This window comes from Mesorhizobium sp. M6A.T.Cr.TU.017.01.1.1 (assembly GCF_004023115.1).
Classification (GTDB): domain Bacteria; phylum Pseudomonadota; class Alphaproteobacteria; order Rhizobiales; family Rhizobiaceae; genus Mesorhizobium; species Mesorhizobium mediterraneum.
The window spans coordinates 34,100-53,346 of record NZ_RZTA01000009.1; the positions used below are offsets into that span (position 1 = coordinate 34,100).

17 protein-coding genes are annotated in these 19,247 nt (G+C 63.2%); 9 read left to right on the forward strand and 8 right to left on the reverse strand.

The features are described 5' to 3' along the window. Positions 1-49 precede the first annotated feature (49 nt). From EOB36_RS04705 to EOB36_RS04735, 7 genes are all read right to left on the reverse strand, one after another. Positions 50-1,477 carry an aldehyde dehydrogenase family protein gene (locus EOB36_RS04705; RefSeq protein WP_095483926.1) on the reverse strand — a complete coding sequence of 476 codons (1,428 nt, stop codon included), beginning with the start codon at positions 1,475-1,477 and terminating at the stop codon, positions 50-52. Positions 1,478-1,517: 40 nt separating this feature from the next. Further along, positions 1,518-2,603, reverse strand: a complete 1,086-nt coding sequence (locus tag EOB36_RS04710) for an ABC transporter ATP-binding protein (protein ID WP_128284402.1) — start codon at positions 2,601-2,603, stop codon at positions 1,518-1,520. Beyond that, positions 2,593-3,201, reverse strand: coding sequence for a cupin domain-containing protein (locus EOB36_RS04715; RefSeq protein ID WP_095483924.1), 609 nt, complete (start codon positions 3,199-3,201; stop codon positions 2,593-2,595). Before EOB36_RS04715 ends, EOB36_RS04710 begins: the two co-directional genes overlap by 11 nt. A 193-nt stretch (positions 3,202-3,394) precedes the next feature. Then, entirely contained in the window at positions 3,395-4,465 is a 1,071-nt protein-coding gene (locus EOB36_RS04720; protein ID WP_095483923.1) for an ABC transporter substrate-binding protein, read from the reverse strand. Continuing rightward, positions 4,450-5,328 (reverse strand): ABC transporter permease, encoded by an 879-nt coding sequence (locus EOB36_RS04725; protein WP_095483922.1) that lies wholly within the window; start codon positions 5,326-5,328, stop codon positions 4,450-4,452. The genes EOB36_RS04720 and EOB36_RS04725 overlap by 16 nt, the downstream gene beginning before the upstream one ends. Then, positions 5,325-6,212 carry an ABC transporter permease gene (locus tag EOB36_RS04730; RefSeq protein WP_095484021.1) on the reverse strand — a complete coding sequence of 296 codons (888 nt, stop codon included), beginning with the start codon at positions 6,210-6,212 and terminating at the stop codon, positions 5,325-5,327. The genes EOB36_RS04725 and EOB36_RS04730 overlap by 4 nt, the downstream gene beginning before the upstream one ends. 85 nt (positions 6,213-6,297) lie before the next feature. Further along, complete coding sequence (locus EOB36_RS04735) at positions 6,298-7,581, reverse strand: FAD-dependent oxidoreductase (protein WP_128284403.1); 1,284 nt, start codon at positions 7,579-7,581, stop codon at positions 6,298-6,300. 49 nt (positions 7,582-7,630) lie between these two features. Between EOB36_RS04735 and EOB36_RS35690 the strand changes: the two genes are divergently transcribed. From EOB36_RS35690 to EOB36_RS04760, 6 genes are all read left to right on the forward strand, one after another. Further along, entirely contained in the window at positions 7,631-7,756 is a 126-nt protein-coding gene (locus tag EOB36_RS35690; RefSeq protein WP_280953350.1) for a hypothetical protein, read from the forward strand. Positions 7,757-7,848: 92 nt separating this feature from the next. Further along, entirely contained in the window at positions 7,849-9,006 is a 1,158-nt protein-coding gene (locus EOB36_RS04740) for a fumarylacetoacetate hydrolase family protein (RefSeq protein WP_095483920.1), read from the forward strand. A 256-nt stretch (positions 9,007-9,262) separates the two neighbouring features. Continuing rightward, positions 9,263-10,195 (forward strand): substrate-binding domain-containing protein, encoded by a 933-nt coding sequence (locus tag EOB36_RS04745; RefSeq protein ID WP_095483919.1) that lies wholly within the window; start codon positions 9,263-9,265, stop codon positions 10,193-10,195. Positions 10,196-10,315: 120 nt separating this feature from the next. Continuing rightward, a complete protein-coding gene (locus EOB36_RS04750; RefSeq protein ID WP_095483918.1) occupies positions 10,316-11,302 on the forward strand; it encodes an ABC transporter permease in 987 nt (328 codons plus the stop codon). A gap of 3 nt (positions 11,303-11,305) precedes the next feature. Next, positions 11,306-12,100 carry an ATP-binding cassette domain-containing protein gene (locus EOB36_RS04755; RefSeq protein WP_095483917.1) on the forward strand — a complete coding sequence of 265 codons (795 nt, stop codon included), beginning with the start codon at positions 11,306-11,308 and terminating at the stop codon, positions 12,098-12,100. A gap of 70 nt (positions 12,101-12,170) precedes the next feature. Continuing rightward, positions 12,171-13,193 (forward strand): LacI family DNA-binding transcriptional regulator, encoded by a 1,023-nt coding sequence (locus tag EOB36_RS04760; protein ID WP_095484020.1) that lies wholly within the window; start codon positions 12,171-12,173, stop codon positions 13,191-13,193. 591 nt (positions 13,194-13,784) lie between these two features. Here the strand turns inward: EOB36_RS04760 and EOB36_RS04770 are convergent. After that, a complete protein-coding gene (locus EOB36_RS04770) occupies positions 13,785-14,366 on the reverse strand; it encodes a TetR/AcrR family transcriptional regulator (protein WP_095483916.1) in 582 nt (193 codons plus the stop codon). Between the two features lie 260 nt (positions 14,367-14,626). Here EOB36_RS04770 and EOB36_RS04775 point away from each other — a divergent pair, with 260 nt between their 5' ends. From EOB36_RS04775 to EOB36_RS04785, 3 genes are read left to right on the forward strand one after another with little or no spacing between them, the layout of a single operon-like run. After that, positions 14,627-14,884, forward strand: coding sequence for a hypothetical protein (locus EOB36_RS04775; RefSeq protein WP_095484019.1), 258 nt, complete (start codon positions 14,627-14,629; stop codon positions 14,882-14,884). Beyond that, a complete protein-coding gene (locus tag EOB36_RS04780) occupies positions 14,878-18,054 on the forward strand; it encodes a multidrug efflux RND transporter permease subunit (RefSeq protein ID WP_095483915.1) in 3,177 nt (1,058 codons plus the stop codon). Before EOB36_RS04775 ends, EOB36_RS04780 begins: the two co-directional genes overlap by 7 nt. Before the next feature lie 16 nt (positions 18,055-18,070). Further along, positions 18,071-19,240 (forward strand): efflux RND transporter periplasmic adaptor subunit, encoded by a 1,170-nt coding sequence (locus tag EOB36_RS04785; RefSeq protein ID WP_095483914.1) that lies wholly within the window; start codon positions 18,071-18,073, stop codon positions 19,238-19,240. The last annotated feature ends 7 nt before the right edge of the window (positions 19,241-19,247 follow it).

Below are 19,247 nucleotides of genomic sequence, written 5' to 3' on the forward strand. Positions count from 1 at the left end.
ACAGCGCCGCGCGTCCTTCTTAAACGCGCGGCGCTGTTCGGGTCATGCGCTAGGCGCCGTAGCCGATGATGCCCTTGATCTCGAGGAAATCATGGATCGCCCAGTCGGCATATTCGCGGCCGTTGCCGGATTGCTTGTAGCCGCCGAAGGGCGCGAACGTGTCCCACTCCGGATAGTTGATCGAGACCTGTCCGGCGCGCAGGCGGCCGGCGACTTTTCGCGCGTGGTCGATATCCCCGGACTGCACATAGGCGGCGAGGCCATAGACGGTGTCGTTGGCGATCTTCACCGCGTCGTCGTCGTCATCATAGGAGATGACCGAAAGCACCGGCCCAAAAATCTCCTCCTTCTCGATGGTCATGCCTGGTGTGACGTGGCCGAAAACGGTCGGCCTGACATAGTAGCCGCGGTTGAGGTGCTCCGGCCGGCCGGGGCCGCCGGTGACCAGCGTAGCACCCTCGGCGATGCCGGCCTCGATCAGCCGCTGGATCTTGTCGAACTGGATGTTGCTGACCACCGGCCCGAGCTTGGTCTCTTCTGAGCGCGGATCGCCGACCTTGTGCGCTTCGGCCGCCTTCTTGGCGATCGTCAGCGCCTCGTCGTGGCGGGCTGCCGGCACCAGCATGCGCGTCGGCGCGTCGCAGGACTGGCCGCTGTTGCCGAAACAGGCGTTGACGCCCTTGCGCACGGCCGCCTCGAAGTCGGCGTCGGGAAGCACGATGTTGGCCGACTTGCCGCCGAGCTCCTGGGCGACGCGCTTGACCGTCTCGGCCGCCGTCTTGGCGACGATAATGCCGGCCCGGGTCGAACCGGTGAAGGAAACCATGTCGACATCGGGATGGCCGGCCATGACCTGCCCGACGTCGGGACCGGTGCCGTTGACCATGTTGTAGACCCCCTTCGGCGTGCCTGCCGCTTCCATCACTTCCGAAAAGATGATGCCGCTGATCGGCGCGATCTCGGAAGGCTTCAGCACGACCGTGCAGCCGGCGGCGATCGCCGGCGCCACCTTGCAGACGATCTGGTTGAGCGGCCAGTTCCACGGCGTGATCAGCGCACAGACGCCGATCGGTTCCTTGACCACCATGGTGCCGCCGCGTTTTTCGCTGAATTCGTAATCCTCCAGCGCTTTGATGGTGGATTCCATATGCGCCCTGCCTGCCCAGGCCTGCGCCTCGCGCGCCCAGGTGATCGGCGCGCCCATCTCCTGGGAGACAGCTTGCGCGATATCCTCGTAGCGCTCGTTGTAGACCTCGAGGATGCGCTTCAGCAGCTTCAGACGCTCGGCCTTGCTGGTTTGGGAAAAGGCCGGAAAGGCCGCCTTGGCCGCAGCCACGGCGCGATCCACATCGGCCTTCGAGCCGACGGAGATTTTCGTGTAGGCCTCTTCAGTGGACGGGTCGATCACATCCAGCGTTGCCGGCACCACGGGCGCGACCCATTTTCCGTCGATAAAGAAGTTCAGATGATTGCTCATCAGGCAATGCTCCGGTTTTCTGGAAAAGATAGGGAACAGATTAGCTGGGTAGCATAGGGCAGTTAGCGCCACGGCGCAGGCTGATATGCGCCACGTCGCCGACGCTGAATTGAAAACCTTCCGCCCGGCGTGGCGCGTCGATCACCACCGGTATCCCCTGCCCCAATTCGGCGTGCAGGCGCAAGGTGCGGCCGTAAAAGACGATGCTGCTCACCCGCGCCGGCGCGGTGCCGGTCGCCGCTTCGGTTGCTGCCAAAAGATCCTCCGGACGCACGCCGATGGTTCGCACCGCGCCTTCACCCGGTGCTTCGCCGGTTTCCGACGTGGCTTCCAGCGGCAAGGCGCCGGCGTTGAAATGCAACCGATCGCCGTCACGGCCGACAAAACGCGACTGCAGCAGGTTCATCGTGCCGATGAAACTGGCGACGAATTTGGTGGCAGGCCGGTCGTAGAGCGCTGCCGGCGGTGCGATCTGCTCGATACGGCCCTTGTTCATGACGACGATGCGGTCGGAGATCGACAGCGCCTCGGTCTGGTCGTGGGTGACCATGACGAAAGTGGTGCCAAGCCGCGACTGCAGCCGCTTCAGCTCGACCTGCATCTGTTCGCGCAGATGCGCGTCGAGCGCCGATAGCGGCTCGTCGAGCAACAGCACACGCGGTTCGCAGACGATGGCACGGGCAAGCGCGACGCGCTGGCGCTGGCCGCCCGACAATTCGGACACGCGGGCGCCGAGCTTTTCGGCAAGGCCAACCATGTCGAGCGCTTCGCCGACGCGCTTTGCCTGTTCTGCCCCGGAAAGCTTGCGCAGCGACAGGCCGAAGCCGACATTTTCGGCGACGTCCATGTGCGGAAACAGCGCATAGTCCTGGAACACGGTGTTGACCGGCCGGTCAAACGGCCTGAGTGCCGTGATGTCACGGCCTTCGAGCAGCACCCGCCCGCTTGACGGGCTTTCGAAACCAGCGATCACCCGCAGGCTGGTGGTCTTGCCGCAGCCGGAGGGTCCGAGCAACGTCAGGAACTCGCCGCGGGCAATGTCGAGATCGATGGTGTCGAGACCGACGATGCCGCCGGGGAACATCTTCGACACCGCATCCAGCCGGACGAGAGGATCAGGCGCCATCGCGAACCTCGGACGGCTTGGTCGTGTTGACCCAGAGAATCTGGCAGCGCTCGACGCCCGGATTGCGGAAGGCATGCAGCAAGGTGCTCTTGAAGGCGAAGCTGTCGCCGGCCTTCAGCCCATAGGTGGTGGAATCGACCACAAGCTCGACCTCGCCCGACATGACGAACCCGAATTCGTGGCCGGCGTGCGCATAGGCCTCGGCGGTGCCGCCGCCGGCTTCCACCGTCACCAGCATGCCGGTGAGCGTGGCGGCCGGCGGCGACAGCAGCGCCTTGGCAATGCCTTCCGATTTCACCGGGATTTGCCGACGGCTGTTTGCGCGCACGCAATAGAGGTCGTTGCCGGCATCGTTGCCGTCGGCGATCAGCGCCGACGGCTCGATGTCGAGCGCGGCGGCAAGCGGCCAGATCACCTTGACGCGAAGCGAGGACAGGCCGCGCTCGATCTGGCTGAGCGCACCGATCGAAACGCCGGCCTTGGCGGCAAGCTCGGCCAGCGAAAGATTGCGTCCCAGCCTGAGCGCCCGCACGCGCCGGCCGACCCGCACATCGGCGTCGTCCTTCGGCTTTTCAGCGGTTTCGTTTCGTATGTCCATCTGTTTCCCGACCTCGTTTTCGGCACGGCGGCTTTCCCTTCTCCCCCTGTGGGAGAAGGTGGCCGAGCGAAGCTCGGTCGGATGAGGGGTGTTCCAGCTTGGCACCGACGGCACTCCGTCCAACACCCCTCAACCGTTTTGGCGCTGCGCGCCAATCCACCTTCTCCCACAAGGGGAGAAGGGAAGGCCAGACTCAGCCGCCTGCCTTGACCTTCTCAAACATCTTGGCGAGTTCGTCATTCTGTTTCATCGGCCCGGTGAAGACGGTGGTCTTCAGCATCACTTCCGGATCGGACGGCAGCTGCAGTTTCTCCAGTTCTTCCTTCGGCACCGCGGCGAAGGCCGAGCTGGTCGAACTGCCGTAGCCATAAGCCTGGATCAGGTATTTTCCCGAATCTGTCTCCAGCCGACTGTTGATGAAGTCATAGGCGAGATCGACGTTCTTGGCATCCTTGAGCATGACGAAGCCGCACGACCAGGTCAGCATTCCTTCCTTCGGCTTCATGAACTCGACCGGAACGCCCTGCTTCTTGAGCGAGGTGGCTGACGCATTCCAGGTCATGGCGGCGACCAGCTGGCCGCTGGCCAGTGCCTGTTCGACGGAGGTCATGTCGGTGGTGTAGTTCGAGAGCAGCGGGCGCTGTTCGCGCAGCTTTTCAGCCACCTTGTGCATCTGTTCCGGCGTCATGTCGAATGGATTGACGCCGGCGAGAAGGGCCGCCACCACGGGCGTGTCGTGGACGGCGTCGATCGTCGCCATGCGCCCGGCATATTGCTTGTCCCACAGCAAGTTCCAGCTCGGTTCCGGGTTCTTCACGAGATCGGTGCGGTAGAGGATCGAGGTGTTGCCCCAGTCCCACGGCACCATCCAGACCTTGCCGTCGCCGGCCTGCAGGTCGGGCAGGTTCCTGAAGACCGGGAAAATCGAATCCCAGTTCTTGATGCGCTTGGTGTCGATCGGCTGCAGCAGGCCTTCCTTGTTCCAGCGCGCCACCTTGTCGTAGCAGGGATGCGCGACATCAGGGCGGAAACCGGCCTTGACCTTGGTGAAGGCATCATCGTCGTCGCCGAACATCGAGGCTTCTACGCCATCGGGGTGTGCGACGAGGAAGCTCTTGTTGAAGTCGGGCAGTTCGTAGCCCGACCAGGTGAAATATTGCAGCTTGTCGGCCGCAAACGCGACGGTCGACGAAAGCGCCAGCGCGAAGGCGGCCAATCCGGCTTGGACTGTCTTGCGATTTATCGATTTCAGGTCGAATGCCATTGCAGTTCTCCTCTTTCGGTTTCTTCTGGTTTGGACAGGTCGGCGGGCACCGGCCGCTGAGCGGCGGCAAGCCCGCGATGGCGCAGGATTTCGGCAATTGCCGCGATGACGAAGGACACGGCCAGGATGGCAGTGCCCAGCGCCATGACGGTCGGCAGCGACTTCGGGAATCGGAGCTGGCTCCAGATATAAAGCGGCAGCGTCGGCTCGGTGCCGGCCAGGAAGAAGGCGACGATGAACTCGTCGAAGGAGGTCAGGAAGGCCAGCATGAACGCCGACACAATGGCGGGCAGGCTGAGCGGCAGCATGACCCGCCTGAATGTCGTCCAGTCGGAAGCGCCGAGATCGAGCGCGGCCTCGCGGATCGTATTCGGGATAGCGGCGAAGCGGCTTTTCATGATCACCACCGTCGTCGGCAGCGCCACCAATATGTGGCCGAGGACGATGGCGATGCGCGACGGACCGAAGCCGATGAGATTGACCAGGATCAGCAGCGAGATACCGACGATGACGCCGGGGATCAGGATCGGCAGCCGCGCGATGGCGCTGATCGTGAGGGCAAGCGGCGAGCGGCCGTAGAGGTCCATATAGGACACGGTGATGCCGCAAAGCGTCGCGCCGGTGGCGGCAATCGCGCCGATGACGAGGCTGTTGGCAAGAGCGCCGGACAGCGCCGAATTGCCGAACAGCGTCGCGTACCATTCAAACGTGAAGCCTTGCAGCGGAAACGCCGCCTGGATCGAAGCATTGAAGGAGAAAAGCGGGATCAGCGATACCGGCAAATAGAGGAATACCAGATAGACAAGCACGTAGGCGCCGAGCCAACTCCCACCTTTCTTTGCGTCTATGCGCGCCGCGCTCATGTCCGGCTGCCAAACCTGCGGTCGGCGAAACGCACGACCAGCACCACGGCGAGGATGACCAGCATGACGGCGACAGCGAGTGCTGCGCCAAACGGCCAGTCATTGGCCTTGCCGAACTGGGCCTGGATCAGCGTGCCGATCATGGTGCTGGCAGGGCCGCCGACCAGCGCCGGGGTGACATAGTCGCCAACCGTCGGCACGAAGACGACGAGGGCCGCCGCCAGCACCCCTGGCATCGAGTTCGGCAGCACGACGCGGCGGAAGCTGGTGAACGGCCTGGCGCCGAGATCGGAGGCGGCTTCGAGCAGCGATTTGGGGATGGTATCCAGTGCCACGTAGATGGGCAGGATGGCGAATGGCGCGTAGGCGTGAGCCAGCGTGACGACGACGGCGGCCGGTGTGTTGAGAAACGCCAATGTCGGCTCGGACCAGATACCGCTTTCGATGAGCGCCGAGTTCAGCACGCCATTGTAGGCGAGCACGATCTTCCAGGCGAAGACGCGCAGGAGATAGCTGGTCCAGAACGGCAGTGTCACCAGAAACAACAGCAGGCCGCGCCGCCGGCCGGCGTGGAAGGCAAGATAGCAGGCGACGGGATAGGCGGTGACGACCGTTGCCAGCGTCACCAGACCGGCGATAGCCAGCGAGCGCAGCGTCACCGTCCAGTACAGCGGGTCGGACGCCACCGTGGTGAAATTCGCAAAAGTGAAACCGGCGCCCAGCAGCGAACCGTCATTGCCGCGAAAGGCGAGGAAAAGCACGAGGCCGAGGGCAAACAGGATCAGGAAGAAGGTGACCAGTCCGCCCGGCAGCAGCATGGCCAACCGGAAACCCGGCGAAAACCGGGATTCCGGCAGCGGCTGCGTTGCAACGATGGTCGACATCGGATTGCCCATCGAAATTTTGAAATCGCCTAAGATTTTTTCATAATCGTGAAACTGTCAAGCTGTTTCCTGCGCCGGCATGAAATCAGCGCTCGAATGCATCCAGCATACGATACCAAGCGATCGTCGCGGCAACGCCGATCTGCCGAAAGGCGTGGAACGGGATCGGCCGGATCGGAGAGACCGGGAATGGCAATTGCCTGGCATCACCGCTCGCCAGATAACCAGCGATGCGCTCGCCAAGCGCGGTCATCAGGCCGACGCCACGGCCCTGGCAGCCGACCACGGCCAGCAGGCCCTGCTCGGGCTCGTGGATATGCGGGAGGTGATCCGGCGTCATCGCCACCCGGCCAAACCAGCGCTTTTCGATGGCGACGCCGGACAGCGCCGGATAGAGCCGGAGCAGCGCGCGCTCGAGATGCGCCCAGTCACCTTCGCTGGTCGGCAGCGCCATCCGGCCGCGCCCGCCAAGCACCAGCCGCCCGTCGGCGCTCTTGCGGTAATAAACGAGGATGCGGCGCGAGTCCGAAACCGCTTGCCCCTCCGGCAGAATCCCGGCTGCCACATCGGGCGGCAGCGGCGCTGTCGCGATCTGGAAGGAGTGCAGCGGAACGATTGTCTCGGCGAGACCGGGGAGCAAATCGCTGGTATATGCGTTCGTCGCCAGAATGACCGCTTTCGCCTGCAATTCGGCGCCGCCTTCCGTCGAGATGCGCCACAGGCCGGCGTTCTTGTCGAGGCGTATCACCTTCTGGCGCTCGGCAATCTTCACGCCTGCGGCCGAGGCGATCCGTGCCAGCTCCGACGTGTAGGCAAGCGGATCGATAACGCCGGCGCGGCGGTCGAGCCAGCCGCCGAGATAGCCCTGCGCGCCAGTCAACGCGGCGATCTCGGTCCGGCTCAGAAGCCGGACATCGGCGCCGCGGGCCTGCCACTGGCGGTCCCTGTTCGCCGCCGCCTTCAGCGCCGTCTCGGTGTGCGCTGCCTGGATCCAGCCGTTGCGAACGAACGGCACCGCCAGTTTCTCGTCGCGGATCAATTCGAAGACGGCGTCCGCCGTCGAGGCGGCAAAATTGACGAGGATCTCGCCGCGGTCGGGGCCAAAATGCTCCAGCAGCCATTCCGGATCATATTTAAGGCCGGGGATCACCTGGCCGCCATTCAGGCCCGATGCGCCCTGGCCGATCTCGCCGGCTTCCAGCACCTGCACGGCAAGCCCAAGCCGGGCTGCATGCAAGGCAGTCGACAGACCGAGGATCCCGCCACCGACGATAACGACATCGACACGTTGCCCGCCGGGAAAAAGCGACTGGAACGCAGGGGCCGCCGGCGGCTTCTGCCAGATCGGATCGGAAAACGGCACGGGCAAAGGTCACCTGAAATGGGTTTCGTCAAATGAAAATCCTAGTGACGATTTCATGATTTTGAAAGAGCGTTTTGATCTCGGCATCAGCGGATTGAAATGGATGACGTCCGGCGATGCGAAATACAGCGGATGGCTCGACCGCGAGGAACGGGATAGACCTTTGGCGGGAATTTGTTGAAAGTGCCGCCGCCGCGGGCCAGGCTTTTGATGAACCATTGGTCCGACAGTGACGACCGTCACAGCAGAACAAGACAGCAGAGGACCGTAGCCATGACGAACACCACTCTCCTGCCCGACGAGGGCCTCTTCATCGGCCGCGCCCGGACAAGCGATAGGTCCCATCCGCTGGTGGTCACGGTTCGCGACGGCACTGTCTTCGACATCACGTCGAGCATGGCACCAACCGTGCGCGACGTCTGCGAGATGCCGGATCCGGCTGGCTACGTCCACGCTGCCGGGGGCGAACCGATCGGGTCGCTCGACGCAATCGCCGCCAACAGTTTCCAGGCCGCGCGCGATCCGGAAAAACCATCCCTTCTTTCCCCGGTCGACCTGCAGGCGGTCAAGGCGTCGGGTGTCACCTTCGTCGTCAGCCTGCTCGAACGGGTCATCGAGGAGCAGGCGCGCGGCTCGGCGGAAAAAGCCGACGCCATTCGCGCCGACATTGCCGGGCTGATCGGTCACGATCTGTCGAAGCTCAAGCCAGGCTCGCCGGAGGCGATGGAGATCAAGGCCAAGCTCATCCAGCGCGGCGCCTGGTCGCAATATCTGGAAGTGGGTATCGGCCCCGATGCCGAGATCTTCACCAAATGCCAGCCGATGGCCTCGGTCGGCTTCGGTGCCGATGTCGGCCTGCATCCGGTTTCCACCTGGAACAATCCGGAGCCGGAGATCGCCATGATCGCCGCCAGCAGCGGCCGGATCGTCGGCGCGACGCTCGGCAACGATGTCAATCTGCGCGACGTCGAAGGGCGCTCGGCCCTGTTGCTCGGTAAGGCCAAGGACAACAACGCCTCGGCAGCACTTGGTCCGTTCATCCGGCTGTTCGACGATAGCTTTTCCATCGATGATGTGAAGCAGGCCACCGTGCGCCTGAAGGTCGAGGGCGAGGACGGTTTCTCGCTGGAAGGTGCAAGCTCGATGGCCGAGATCAGCCGCTCGCCTGAAGAGCTGGTCGCTGCCGCCATGGGTCCGCATCACCAATACCCGGACGGGTTGGCGCTCTATCTCGGCACCATGTTCGTGCCATCGAAGGATCGCGGCGAAAAGGGCAAGGGCTTTACGCACAAGGTCGGCGACATCGTCACCATCTCGTCGGAGAAATTCGGCGCCCTGGTCAACCGGGTGCGGCTGTCGCCCGACTGTCCCCACTGGACCTATGGCGCCAGCCATCTGATGCGCGATCTCGCCAAGGCCGATCTTATCTAGGTTCCGCCCCCGACTGCGACGGAGAGAAGTCTCGGCCTGATCCGCCTGCCTGGAAAATATCAGCCAAACTGATGCAATCTGATGGGACGGGTGATGGCGCATTGTCGCGCGCCAACTACCACTGGCAAATGGAGGCTTGCCATCGACCGAAAAAGCGGATGCTCTGATGCATCCAGATCGGCGCTGGCAAGAATACGATCAGGTTTGCCGTGATCGTCGTCGGAGGGAGGCAGTTTTCAAAATGGGAGGAAATCAAATGCTGACAAGGCTACGACTATTTGTATTCGGCTTGATCGTGGCGCTGGCCATTCCGGCGGCGGCGCAGGCCAAGACCTTCTACTGGATTTCGCATGGCGGCCCGGCCGACCCGGTCTGGACCTATTTCCTAGCCGGCGCCAAGCAGTGGGCGACGGACACCGGCAACACCGTCAATACCTCGTTCCACAATGGCGACGTGGCATCCCAGCAGGAGGCGGTTCGCGCGGCCATCGCCGCCAAGGCCGACGGCATCACCACCACCAGCCCCGACCCGGGCAGCCTTATCGAGCTCGCCAAGGAAGCACGGGCGGCAAACATCCCGATCATCAACTTCAACACGCCCGATCCGAAGGCGGACTTCAACGCCTATGTCGGCGGCGACAACGTCACCTTCGGCAAGAACTGGGCGCAGTATCTGGTCGACAAGGGCCTGGTGAAGAAGGGCGATTTCGTCTGGATGCCGGTCGAAATCCCGGGCGCCACCTATGGCGTCCAGGAAGAAGAAGGCATCAAGAGCGTCTTCGAGCCGCTCGGCATCACCTATGAGATCACCGAAGCCACGCTCGATCAGGCCGAAGCGATCAACCGCATGGTCGACTACCTCACCGCCAACAGGGCCAAGGTCAAGGCGATCATCGGCCTCGGCGATCTGGTGACCGGCTCGATCAAGCGGGTGTTCGACCAGGCCGGCATCAAGCCGGGCGAAATCCCGGTCGTCGGCTGGGGCAACTCGCTCGATACCACCCAGGAGGTACTGACCGGCTACGTGAATGCCGGGCAGTGGCAGGATCCGCAGGCGACCAGCTATGTGGCACTTTCGCTCGCCAACATGGCCGCCAGCGGCATCCCGCCCGGGTTCGACGTGATCACCGGCGCGCTCTACGAAAAGGACACTGCGCAGGTCTACGACGACATCCTGTCCGGGAAATAACACCGCGATCGGGATGGTCGCGGCGGTGCCTGCCGCGGTCATCCCCATCATTCCGCCGAACCTCGAACCGCTTTATGCGGCGCCAGGCTTGGCCAGTTCCAACCATGTCGCGGGTCCAACGTGGAAAATAGTTCCATCATCCAACGCTCGATCGCCAGGCCGGAATTTGGGCCCTTCGTGCTGCTTGTCGTCGAGCTCGCCGTGTTCTGGGGGTTCAACCACGACTTCCTGTCGCCGCAGAATATCAGCAACATACTGGCCTTCACGGTCGAGCTCGGCCTGATCGCGCTGGCGATGACGCTGTTGATGACATCGGGCGAATTCGACCTCTCGGTCGGATCGCTGTTCGGTTTCTCGCCCGTCTTGATGTGGACCCTGTTCAACAGCGGCCTCACCTCGCTGGAAGCCGGCTTCGTCGTGGCCTTGCTGGTTGCCGCCTTCATTGGGCTGGTCAATGGCTGGTTCGTGACGCAGCTCAAGATCCCGTCCTTCCTGGTGACGCTCGGCATGCTGCTGGTGGTGCGCGGCACCGCCCTGTTCGTCACCAACGGATTTCCGCAACGCACCTGGAGCGCCGAAGGCAGCTGGCTCGCCGAGGCGCTGGTCGGCGATTTCTTCATTGGACCGTTCCGCATCTACATGTCGCTGTTCTGGTTCATCGCGGCCGCAATCGCACTCGGCTACGTGCTGACGCAGAGCCGGACCGGCAACTGGATCCAGGCGGCCGGCGGAAATCCCAACGCGGCGAAGGCTCGTGGTGTCAACGTCAGCGGCGTCAAGATCGGCCTGTTCATCCTGTCATCGATCATGGCTTCGCTTGCCGGCGTCATCAGCTCATTGCGCACCTCCGCCGCCAATCCCAACAGCGGCACCGGCTACGAGCTCGAAGTCATCGCCATGGTGGTGATCGGCGGCACGGCGCTGACCGGCGGACGCGGCACCATCATCGGCACCGTGCTCGGCATCCTGATCCTGCGCGTCATGCGCAACGGCATCGTGCTGATCGGCGTGCCGGGCCTTGCCTACAACATCTTCATCGGCGCGATCATCCTCGGCATGATGGCGCTCCATTCATGGCTGGAACGCCGGCATCAGGCAGGGACTTGAACCATGGCTGAACCGCTTGTCCGCATGGAAAACATCCGCAAGTCCTACGGGCGCGTGCAGGCGCTCGTCGACGCCAATTTCCATGTCAATGAAAGGGAGATCGTCGGTCTGCTCGGCGACAATGGTGCCGGCAAATCGACGCTGATCAAGGTGCTGTCGGGTGCGGTTCCGCTGACCAGCGGCGACATCTTCATCCGCGGCAAGAAGGTGGACTTCCGCAGCACCAGCGATGCCATCGCCCACGGCATCGAGACGATCTACCAGGACTCGGCGCTGGTCACGCAATTGTCGATCGCGCGCAATCTGTTTCTCGGGCGCGAGCCGATCAAGCCGCCGCGTTTCCTCAACCGCATGGACCAGGAGGCGATGAACGTGGTCGCCCGCGATCTGCTCAAGCAGGTCGGCATCTCGAAGAACATCCCGCCGACGACGCCGATCGGCTCGCTCTCCGGCGGTGAGCGGCAGGCCGTGGCGATCGCGCGCGCCATGCATTTCGACAGCGACCTCATCATCCTCGACGAGCCGACCAACAATCTGGGCGTCGCCGAGACGCAAGGCGTGCTGAGCTTCGTGCGCAGCGCCCGCGATTCAGGCCATTCCTGCATCTTCATCGCCCATAACATCCACCACGTCTTCCAGGTGGTCGACCGCATCGTCGTCATGCGGCGCGGCAAGGTGGTCGCCGACGATATCGATCCGAAGAACACCAACGTCGCGGAAGTCGAACGGATCATCACCGGCATGTCCGACGAGCAGATCCACGACGCCATCGTCCAGGGGAAGCAATCGCAGGGCTGAGCGGGCCAGTTGGAAGCCGGGTTCGCCGTATCTCTGGCACGGGATCACATCAGCTCCTATGACTGCGACCATGAAAGCCACCGTTGCGGACATCGCCAGAAGCTGCGGGTTGTCGACCGCCACGGTCGACCGGGTGCTGAACAACCGGCCGGGTGCCAGCGCGGCCAACCGGCAGCGGGTGATGGAGGCGGCCAAGCAGCTCGGCTATTTGCCGGTCGTGGATCAGGTCACACTGCCCTCGCGGCCGGCGCATCTGGAATTCTTCCTGCCGATCGGCTCCAACGCCTTCATGATGGATCTGGCAAATCATATCGAGGATTATGCGGCGCGCCTGCCGCTCGTCGCCTCCTGCCGGATCCACAAGCTCGCCGGCATCTCGCCGAGCGCGTTGCAGGCAGCCGTCGAAAACCTCTCGCTTAGGGCAAACGGCGTTGGCGTCATCGCGATCGATCATCCGAGAACGCGCAACATCCTGCGCGAGATCGTCGAGGCCGGCATCCGCCTGGTCACGCTGGTGTCGGACGTGCCGGGCGCACCGCGATCGGCCTATGTCGGCATCGACAACCGTGTGGCCGGCCGCACCGCGGCGCTGTTGATGGGACGTTTCCTGGGCGGGCGCCGGGGCCATCTGGCAATGGTCGTCGGCTCACGCTCCTACCGCGGGCACGAGGAACGCGAAATGGGCTTTCGGTCCGTGCTCAGCGAGGAGTTCCCCAATCTGACCGTCACCAGTGCCGTCGAGATCAACGATGAGCCTGATATCAGCTACAGGGCGACGATGAAGGCGCTGCACAACGAGCCGGAGCTGCTCGGCATCTATTGCGTCGGCGCTGGACGCTCTGGCGTGGCGAAAGCGCTGCTGGAAGCCAAGCCGCAAAGGAAGCCGGTGTTCATCTGTCACGACCTGACAAGGGCGACACGCGGCTATCTCGTCGATGATCTGCTTGATGTCGTCATCGACCAAAACGCGCGGCTGATCGCCGAGCAGTCGGTCATTCGCCTGCTCGGCTCGATCGCTTCCTCGGCACCCTATTTGACGCGGAAGTTCATCGAACCGCGCCTGATCTTCAAGGAAAACGTCCCGGTGCAGTGACGCCGCGCAAAGGGCGACGTTCAATCTGCCCCATAGTTAAGATTTGGTTGATACAGCAAATCTGCACATCTGCTATGCATCTTTCGTTATTGCCGAATCATTGGGCAATCGGTAGTTTCGCAGGTGTCGGCCATCTACTCCTCCCAGATGCGATGCCGACGCTGAGTGCGGCACACCCTCCTCCCGTGCCGTATTCGAAATCAAGCCCGCTGCCACCTCCTCCCGGCAGCGGGCTTTTTTGTTCCGGCTCCGGGTGTTGGGCAAAGGCTGGGGTCATGACCATCACCGGACAAGATTATCGGTCCGCGCGTCGAATGGCCATTTAGCGGCGATCGCCAGCGGCTTGTTCGGCGAGCGATAGGGCATGTTGCAGCCGCGATCAGCGGATCCGCCGGAATCCCGTCACACTTGTCACTCTCACCAATTCGCCATCGGTCCTATCCTGCCTCACCAAGCAACAGGTCGCGCCGGTGGTGCGGCGACAGACCGGCAAAGGAGACGCGCGATGACGGTACATCCGAACGGACAAGAGAGCATTCGGCGGCGCGGCTCGCAATGAACACGCCACCGGTCGTTCCGCCGCCTGCGAGACTATCTGGCCCTGAAAGAGGTGATCAGGCCTTCCGCCATGCGGACGAATTGCGCGCTAGGGCCCTCGGCTCCGACGCTTTGCAGGCTGACGCGGGCGCCTTCAAGCAGCAGCGACAATGTATCGGCGAGAAGTTCCGCCTGTCCGATGCCGGCATCCCGGCACAGGCCGACCAGACGATCGCGCTGAGCCTGCTTAAGCTCCTTGATCACCCGACGGGCCGGATGGTCGGTCTCGCTCAACTCGATGGCGGCGTTCGCCATGTCGCAACCGCGACCGTCCATCAACAGGCAATCGGCAGCCATCCGGACCCAGGCGTGCAGCTGCGCAAGCTTGTCGCCCGGATGCTCGGCCTCGAATTTCTGCCACATCGCGTTGGCGCTGCAGGCGGTCGCCCGCAGGCATTCGATGACCAGGTCGTCCTTGGACTCGAAATGACGGTAGAGCGTCATCTTATTGGTACCGGCGGCCTCAGTGATCGCGTCGACGCCGACGCCCTTGATGCCATGCTTGTGGAACATATCCCGTGCCGTCTCCAGGATGCGATCCCGGGGGCGGACGCGTTCCGCAGTGCCGTCTTCCATCAAAACCTCCTTGGTTTCCGGGGTTTCCGAAAAATCCCTCGGCCCACCTCTTGACTAGGGTGTTACCGGTCTGTAACTTCTAGATGTTACTTACTGGTAACACCCCAATTGCCTCGTGTCAAATCTCGCAGGCGCCTGTGAATAGCCTCCGCCGAATCGGCCCAGGCATGAAACTGCGCCCTAGGCGATTTTTGGCCGCGAACAAGAAGACCACCCGGTCTGCGGCAAACGCCGCGGATCGCAAGCCAGGAGCCGCTACGATGTCGCAGCGCAAAGATTTGACGATCGACGAAGTTGTTAAGGATCCGATGATCCGGATGCTGATGAAGGCCGACCGCGTCGACCCGCGCTCTTTCGAGACGATGCTGCGTACGCTTGCGGATGCGCAAGGGCACGGCCGCAAGGCGCCGCATCGTTTTCTCGAAGATTCGGGTCAAAGGCGCATCCAGCGGCTGTCCAGAGTGGCCAAGGCCTTTGGCCAGGCGAGAGCATCGGGCGAGGCGTACGTGTCATGGTAAACTTCTTCATCCACCGACCGATCTTCGCATCGTCGATCGCCATCATCATGGTGCTCGCCGGGGCGATCTGTTATTTCCTGCTGCCTGTCTCGCAGTTTCCAGACATCACGCCGCCTCAGGTCGTGGTCAGCGCCAATTACCCGGGCGCCAGTGCGCAGGTCGTGGCCGACACCGTCACGACGCCGCTCGAACAGCAGATCAACGGCGTTCAGGGGATGACCTATATGTCGTCGGCGAGCTCCAATGACGGCTCGTCGACGATCACCATCACCTTCGAGGTCGGCTACTCCCTGAGCACCGCCGCCGTCGACGTCCAGAACCGCGTCTCGCAGGCGGCGTCCTCGCTGCCGGCCATCGTCAACCAGGGCGGCGTGACGATCAAGAAGCAGAACCCGAATTTCGTCCTGATCGTCAACCTCACCTCGCCCGACGGCTCCGTCGATCCGGTCGCGCTCAGCAACCTCGCCTACCTGCAAGTGGTCGACCCGCTGAAGCGCCTGCCAGGCGTCGGCGACGTGCAGATCTTCGGCGAGCGGCGGTATTCGATGCGCGTATGGCTCGATCCAGACAAGCTCGCCAATCTCGGCATCACCGCCGTCGATGTCCAGAACGCCATCGCCGAGCAGAATGTCCAGGTCGCGGCCGGCAAGATCGGGCAGTCGCCGGCGCCGGCCGGCACTGCTTTCGAAATGCAGGTCAACGCGGTCGGCCGACTGAGCGACCCCAAGGAATTCGGCGATATCGTCGTGCGCGCCGATGCCGCGAACGGTTCGCTGGTGCGGTTGCGCGACGTTGCGCGCATCGAACTCGGCGCCCTGCAATATTCGTCGTCGGCGTTCTTCGGCGAAGACCCGACCGTGGTGCTCGCGGTCTACCAGATGCCGGGCTCGAACGCGCTCGATCTGCAGCAGCGCGTCAAGGACAAGATGCAGGAACTGTCGGGCCGTTTCCCGAAGGGCGTCAGCTACGCCATGCACTACGACACGACGCGCTTCGTCTCGGCGTCGATGCACGACGTGCTGGTGACGCTCGGCGAGGCGCTTGTCCTGGTTGTCGCGGTGGTGTTCATCTTCCTGCAGAGCTGGCGCACCACGATCATCCCGACGATTGCGATTCCGGTGTCGCTGGTCGCCACACTCGTCGTCATGTACATGTTCGGCTTCTCGCTGAACATGCTCAGCCTGCTCGGCATGGTGCTGGCGATCGGCCTCGTCGTCGACGACGCGATCGTCGTCGTCGAGAACGTCGAGCGCCAGCTGGAGGCCGGCCTCAAACCGCTGGCTGCCACGCGCGCGGCGATGGCCGAGGTCACCGGCCCGATCATCGCCACGACCGCCGTGCTGATGGCCGTGTTCGTGCCGGTCGCCTTCATACCCGGCGTTTCCGGCCGGCTCTACAATCAGTTTGCACTGACGGTGGCGATCTCCTTCGGCATCTCCGCCTTCGTCTCGCTGACGCTCACCCCGGCGCTCAGCGCCGCCTTCCTGCGCCACCGCCCGGCAACGCAGTTCGTGCTGTTCCGCTGGTTCAACACGGGCTTCGAACGGCTGTCAAATGCCTACGCCCATGGTGTGCGCTTCCTCATCCGCCTGCGCTGGATCATGCTCGGGCTGTTCGCGGCCGGGCTTGTCGCCACCTATTTCGTCTGGCAGCGACTGCCCTCGACCTTCCTCCCGGTCGAGGACCAGGGTTATTTCTTCGTCGTCATCCAGTTGCCGGATGGGGCATCGCTGGAGCGCACCGACGCCGTAGCCCGCAAGGCACGCGCCATCCTGCAGAACACCCCCGGCGTCGATATCGTCGGCTCGATCAGCGGCTTGAACTTCCTCACCAACGCGGCCCAGTCGAACTCGGCGGTGGAATTCGCGATCCTGAAGCCATGGGACGAACGCGGCCCTGACCAGAGCGCCTCGAAGCTCGTCGCCGACGTGCGCTCGAAACTCATGGAACTTCCGGAAGCCTTCGCGCTGAGCTTCGATCCGCCTTCGATCCCGGGTATCGGCACGACCGGCGGCTTCGAATTCCAGGTGGAGGATCTGACCGGTCGCGGCAGCGCTGCGCTCAACGATGCGACGCAAGCCGTGCTCGCCGAGGCGCGCAAGCAACCCGAGCTCAACCCGCAGCAATTGTTCTCGTCGTTCTCGACGTCGACGCCGCAGTTCAACTACGACCTCGACCGCAACAAGGCGAAGCTGCTCGGCTTGAGCCTGCCTGACGTGTTCAACACGCTGCAGATCTATCTCGGCTCGCTCTATGTGAACGACTTCAACCTGTTCGGCCGCACCTTCCGGGTGACGATCCAGGCCGACAAGGATGCGCGTGCGGGTGCTGCCGACATTTCGCGGCTCTATGTGCGCAACGCCTCCGGCGGCATGGTGCCGTTGAGCACGCTCGGCAAGCTGGTGCCTATCGTCGGCCCGGAAACCGTCCCGCATTACAACAACAATGCATCGGCTCTGATCAACGGCGGTGCTGCACCCGGCTACTCCTCAGGCCAGGCGGTCGCGGCGATGGAACGTGCCGCTGCCACGGCACTGCCGAAGGATTTTGGCTACGAATGGACGGGCATCACCTATCAGGAGCTCAAGGCTGGATCGATCGCCTCGATCGTCTTCGGTCTCGCCATGGTTTTCGTCTTCCTGATCCTCGCCGCCCAATATGAGAGCTGGGCCATGCCCTTCATGGTTCTGCTCGCGGTGCCGCTTGCCCTGTTTGGTGCCTTCGTCGCCTTGTTGATGCGCGGCATGCAGATCGACGTCTATTCGCAGATCGGCTTCGTCATGCTGATCGGGCTGGCGGCAAAGAACGCCATTCTGATCGTGGAGTTTGCCCGGCGCCGGCGCGAGGAAGGTCTCAGCATCGTCGACGCGGCAATGGAAGCGGCGCGTTTGCGGCTGCGGCCCATCCTGATGACCGCCTTCGCGTTCATCCTCGGTGTGCTGCCGCTGATGTTCTCCACAGGTGCCGGTGCAGCGAGCCGCCAGTCGATCGGCACCACCGTCTTTGGCGGCATGGTCGCGGCGACAATCCTGTCGCTGGTGTTCGTGCCGGTCTTCTATGCGGTGATCGAGCAACTGCGCGAGCGCGGCAGCAAGAGCGAACCCGTTGCCGAGCCGACTGAACCCACTGCGGAACCCGCTTTCGAGCGATTGGCCGAAGCGGCCGAATAGGATTGGAGAATTGATCATGCGTAAATGGAAAATTGCGTTGGGAGCGGCCGTCGCCCTGGGGGCGATCTCGATGGCGAGCGTTCACTTGCTCGACATGGGCAATTTCGGCCTCAACGCCGGCACGGCAGGTGCAGCAACGCCCGAACCCGCGGCGCCCGAGCCCGCAGCATTTGTCATGCCGGTGCCGGTGGTGAGCGTCGTCAAGAAAACGATCCCGATCTATCTCGACTATGCGGCCCGCACCGAGCCGATCCGCAGCATCACGCTGCAAGCGCGCGTACCGGGTTATCTGCAGGAGCAGGTTGCGCCCGACGGCAGCGATGTCAAGAAGGGCGACCTTCTCTACAAGATCGCTCCAGAGGATTTCCACGCTGCCCTCGACCAGGCGAAGGCGCAGGTCCAGCGCGACGAAGCAACGCTTGACTATGCCCGTTCCAACCTTGGCCGCGGCACCGAGCTCGCCAAGAGCGGATACATCGCCAAGGATGCGTTCGACCAGCGCACCAGCAGCTTGCGCGAGGCCCAGGCCTCGCTCGCCGTGAACCAAGCGGCTGTGCGGACCGCCGAGCTCAATCTGAGTTATTCGGAAATCAAGGCGCCGTTCGCCGGGCGCGTCGGCCGTAACCAGGCCTCTATCGGAACTCTGGTTAGTGTTGCCGGCACGGTGCTCAACACACTGGTGCAGCTCGACCCGATCTATGTCACTTTCAATCCGAGTGAAACGGATCTGGCGCAGATCGAGGAAGCGCGCGCGGCGGGACCCATCGATGTCGACGTCCTGCTTCCCGGCGATACGGAACCGCGCCAGAGAGGTCAGCTCACCTTCATCGACAACACGATCGATCGTTCGACCGGCACCATCACCGCACGGGCGACGATCGGCAACGCCAAGTTCACGCTGCTGCCGGGCCAATATGTTCGCGTCAGGCTGCACATCAAGCAGCAGCCCGACGCACTGATGGTGCCGCAGACTGCTCTGGGATCGAGCCAGCTCGGCAAATACCTCTACGTCGTCGGCAAGGACAACACTGTCGACCAGCGCATCGTTTCGCTCGGGCCGACCAATGGCGATCTGGTGGCCATCTCGAGCGGCGTGTCGGAAGGCGACCAGGTAATAACAGGCAATCTGCAGAAGATCGGGCCGGGAATGCCGGTCTCGCCGCTGCCACAGAAACCGGCCACCTGATACCCCC

Bases quoted from the DNA above. Each gene is read 5' to 3' on its own strand.
- EOB36_RS04715 (WP_095483924.1), bottom strand. From the start codon at position 3,201: ATGGACATACGAAACGAAACCGCTGAAAAGCCGAAGGACGACGCCGAT.
- EOB36_RS04760 (WP_095484020.1), top strand. From the start codon at position 12,171: ATGAAAGCCACCGTTGCGGACATCGCCAGAAGCTGCGGGTTGTCGACC.
- EOB36_RS04775 (WP_095484019.1), top strand. From the start codon at position 14,627: ATGTCGCAGCGCAAAGATTTGACGATCGACGAAGTTGTTAAGGATCCG.
- EOB36_RS04725 (WP_095483922.1), bottom strand. From the start codon at position 5,328: ATGAGCGCGGCGCGCATAGACGCAAAGAAAGGTGGGAGTTGGCTCGGC.
- EOB36_RS04780 (WP_095483915.1), top strand. From the start codon at position 14,878: ATGGTAAACTTCTTCATCCACCGACCGATCTTCGCATCGTCGATCGCC.
- EOB36_RS04755 (WP_095483917.1), top strand. From the start codon at position 11,306: ATGGCTGAACCGCTTGTCCGCATGGAAAACATCCGCAAGTCCTACGGG.
- EOB36_RS04770 (WP_095483916.1), bottom strand. From the start codon at position 14,366: ATGGAAGACGGCACTGCGGAACGCGTCCGCCCCCGGGATCGCATCCTG.
- EOB36_RS04730 (WP_095484021.1), bottom strand. From the start codon at position 6,212: ATGTCGACCATCGTTGCAACGCAGCCGCTGCCGGAATCCCGGTTTTCG.
- EOB36_RS04720 (WP_095483923.1), bottom strand. From the start codon at position 4,465: ATGGCATTCGACCTGAAATCGATAAATCGCAAGACAGTCCAAGCCGGA.
- EOB36_RS04745 (WP_095483919.1), top strand. From the start codon at position 9,263: ATGCTGACAAGGCTACGACTATTTGTATTCGGCTTGATCGTGGCGCTG.
- EOB36_RS04705 (WP_095483926.1), bottom strand. From the start codon at position 1,477: ATGAGCAATCATCTGAACTTCTTTATCGACGGAAAATGGGTCGCGCCC.
- EOB36_RS04740 (WP_095483920.1), top strand. From the start codon at position 7,849: ATGACGAACACCACTCTCCTGCCCGACGAGGGCCTCTTCATCGGCCGC.
- EOB36_RS04710 (WP_128284402.1), bottom strand. From the start codon at position 2,603: ATGGCGCCTGATCCTCTCGTCCGGCTGGATGCGGTGTCGAAGATGTTC.
- EOB36_RS35690 (WP_280953350.1), top strand. From the start codon at position 7,631: ATGATTTTGAAAGAGCGTTTTGATCTCGGCATCAGCGGATTGAAATGG.
- EOB36_RS04785 (WP_095483914.1), top strand. From the start codon at position 18,071: ATGCGTAAATGGAAAATTGCGTTGGGAGCGGCCGTCGCCCTGGGGGCG.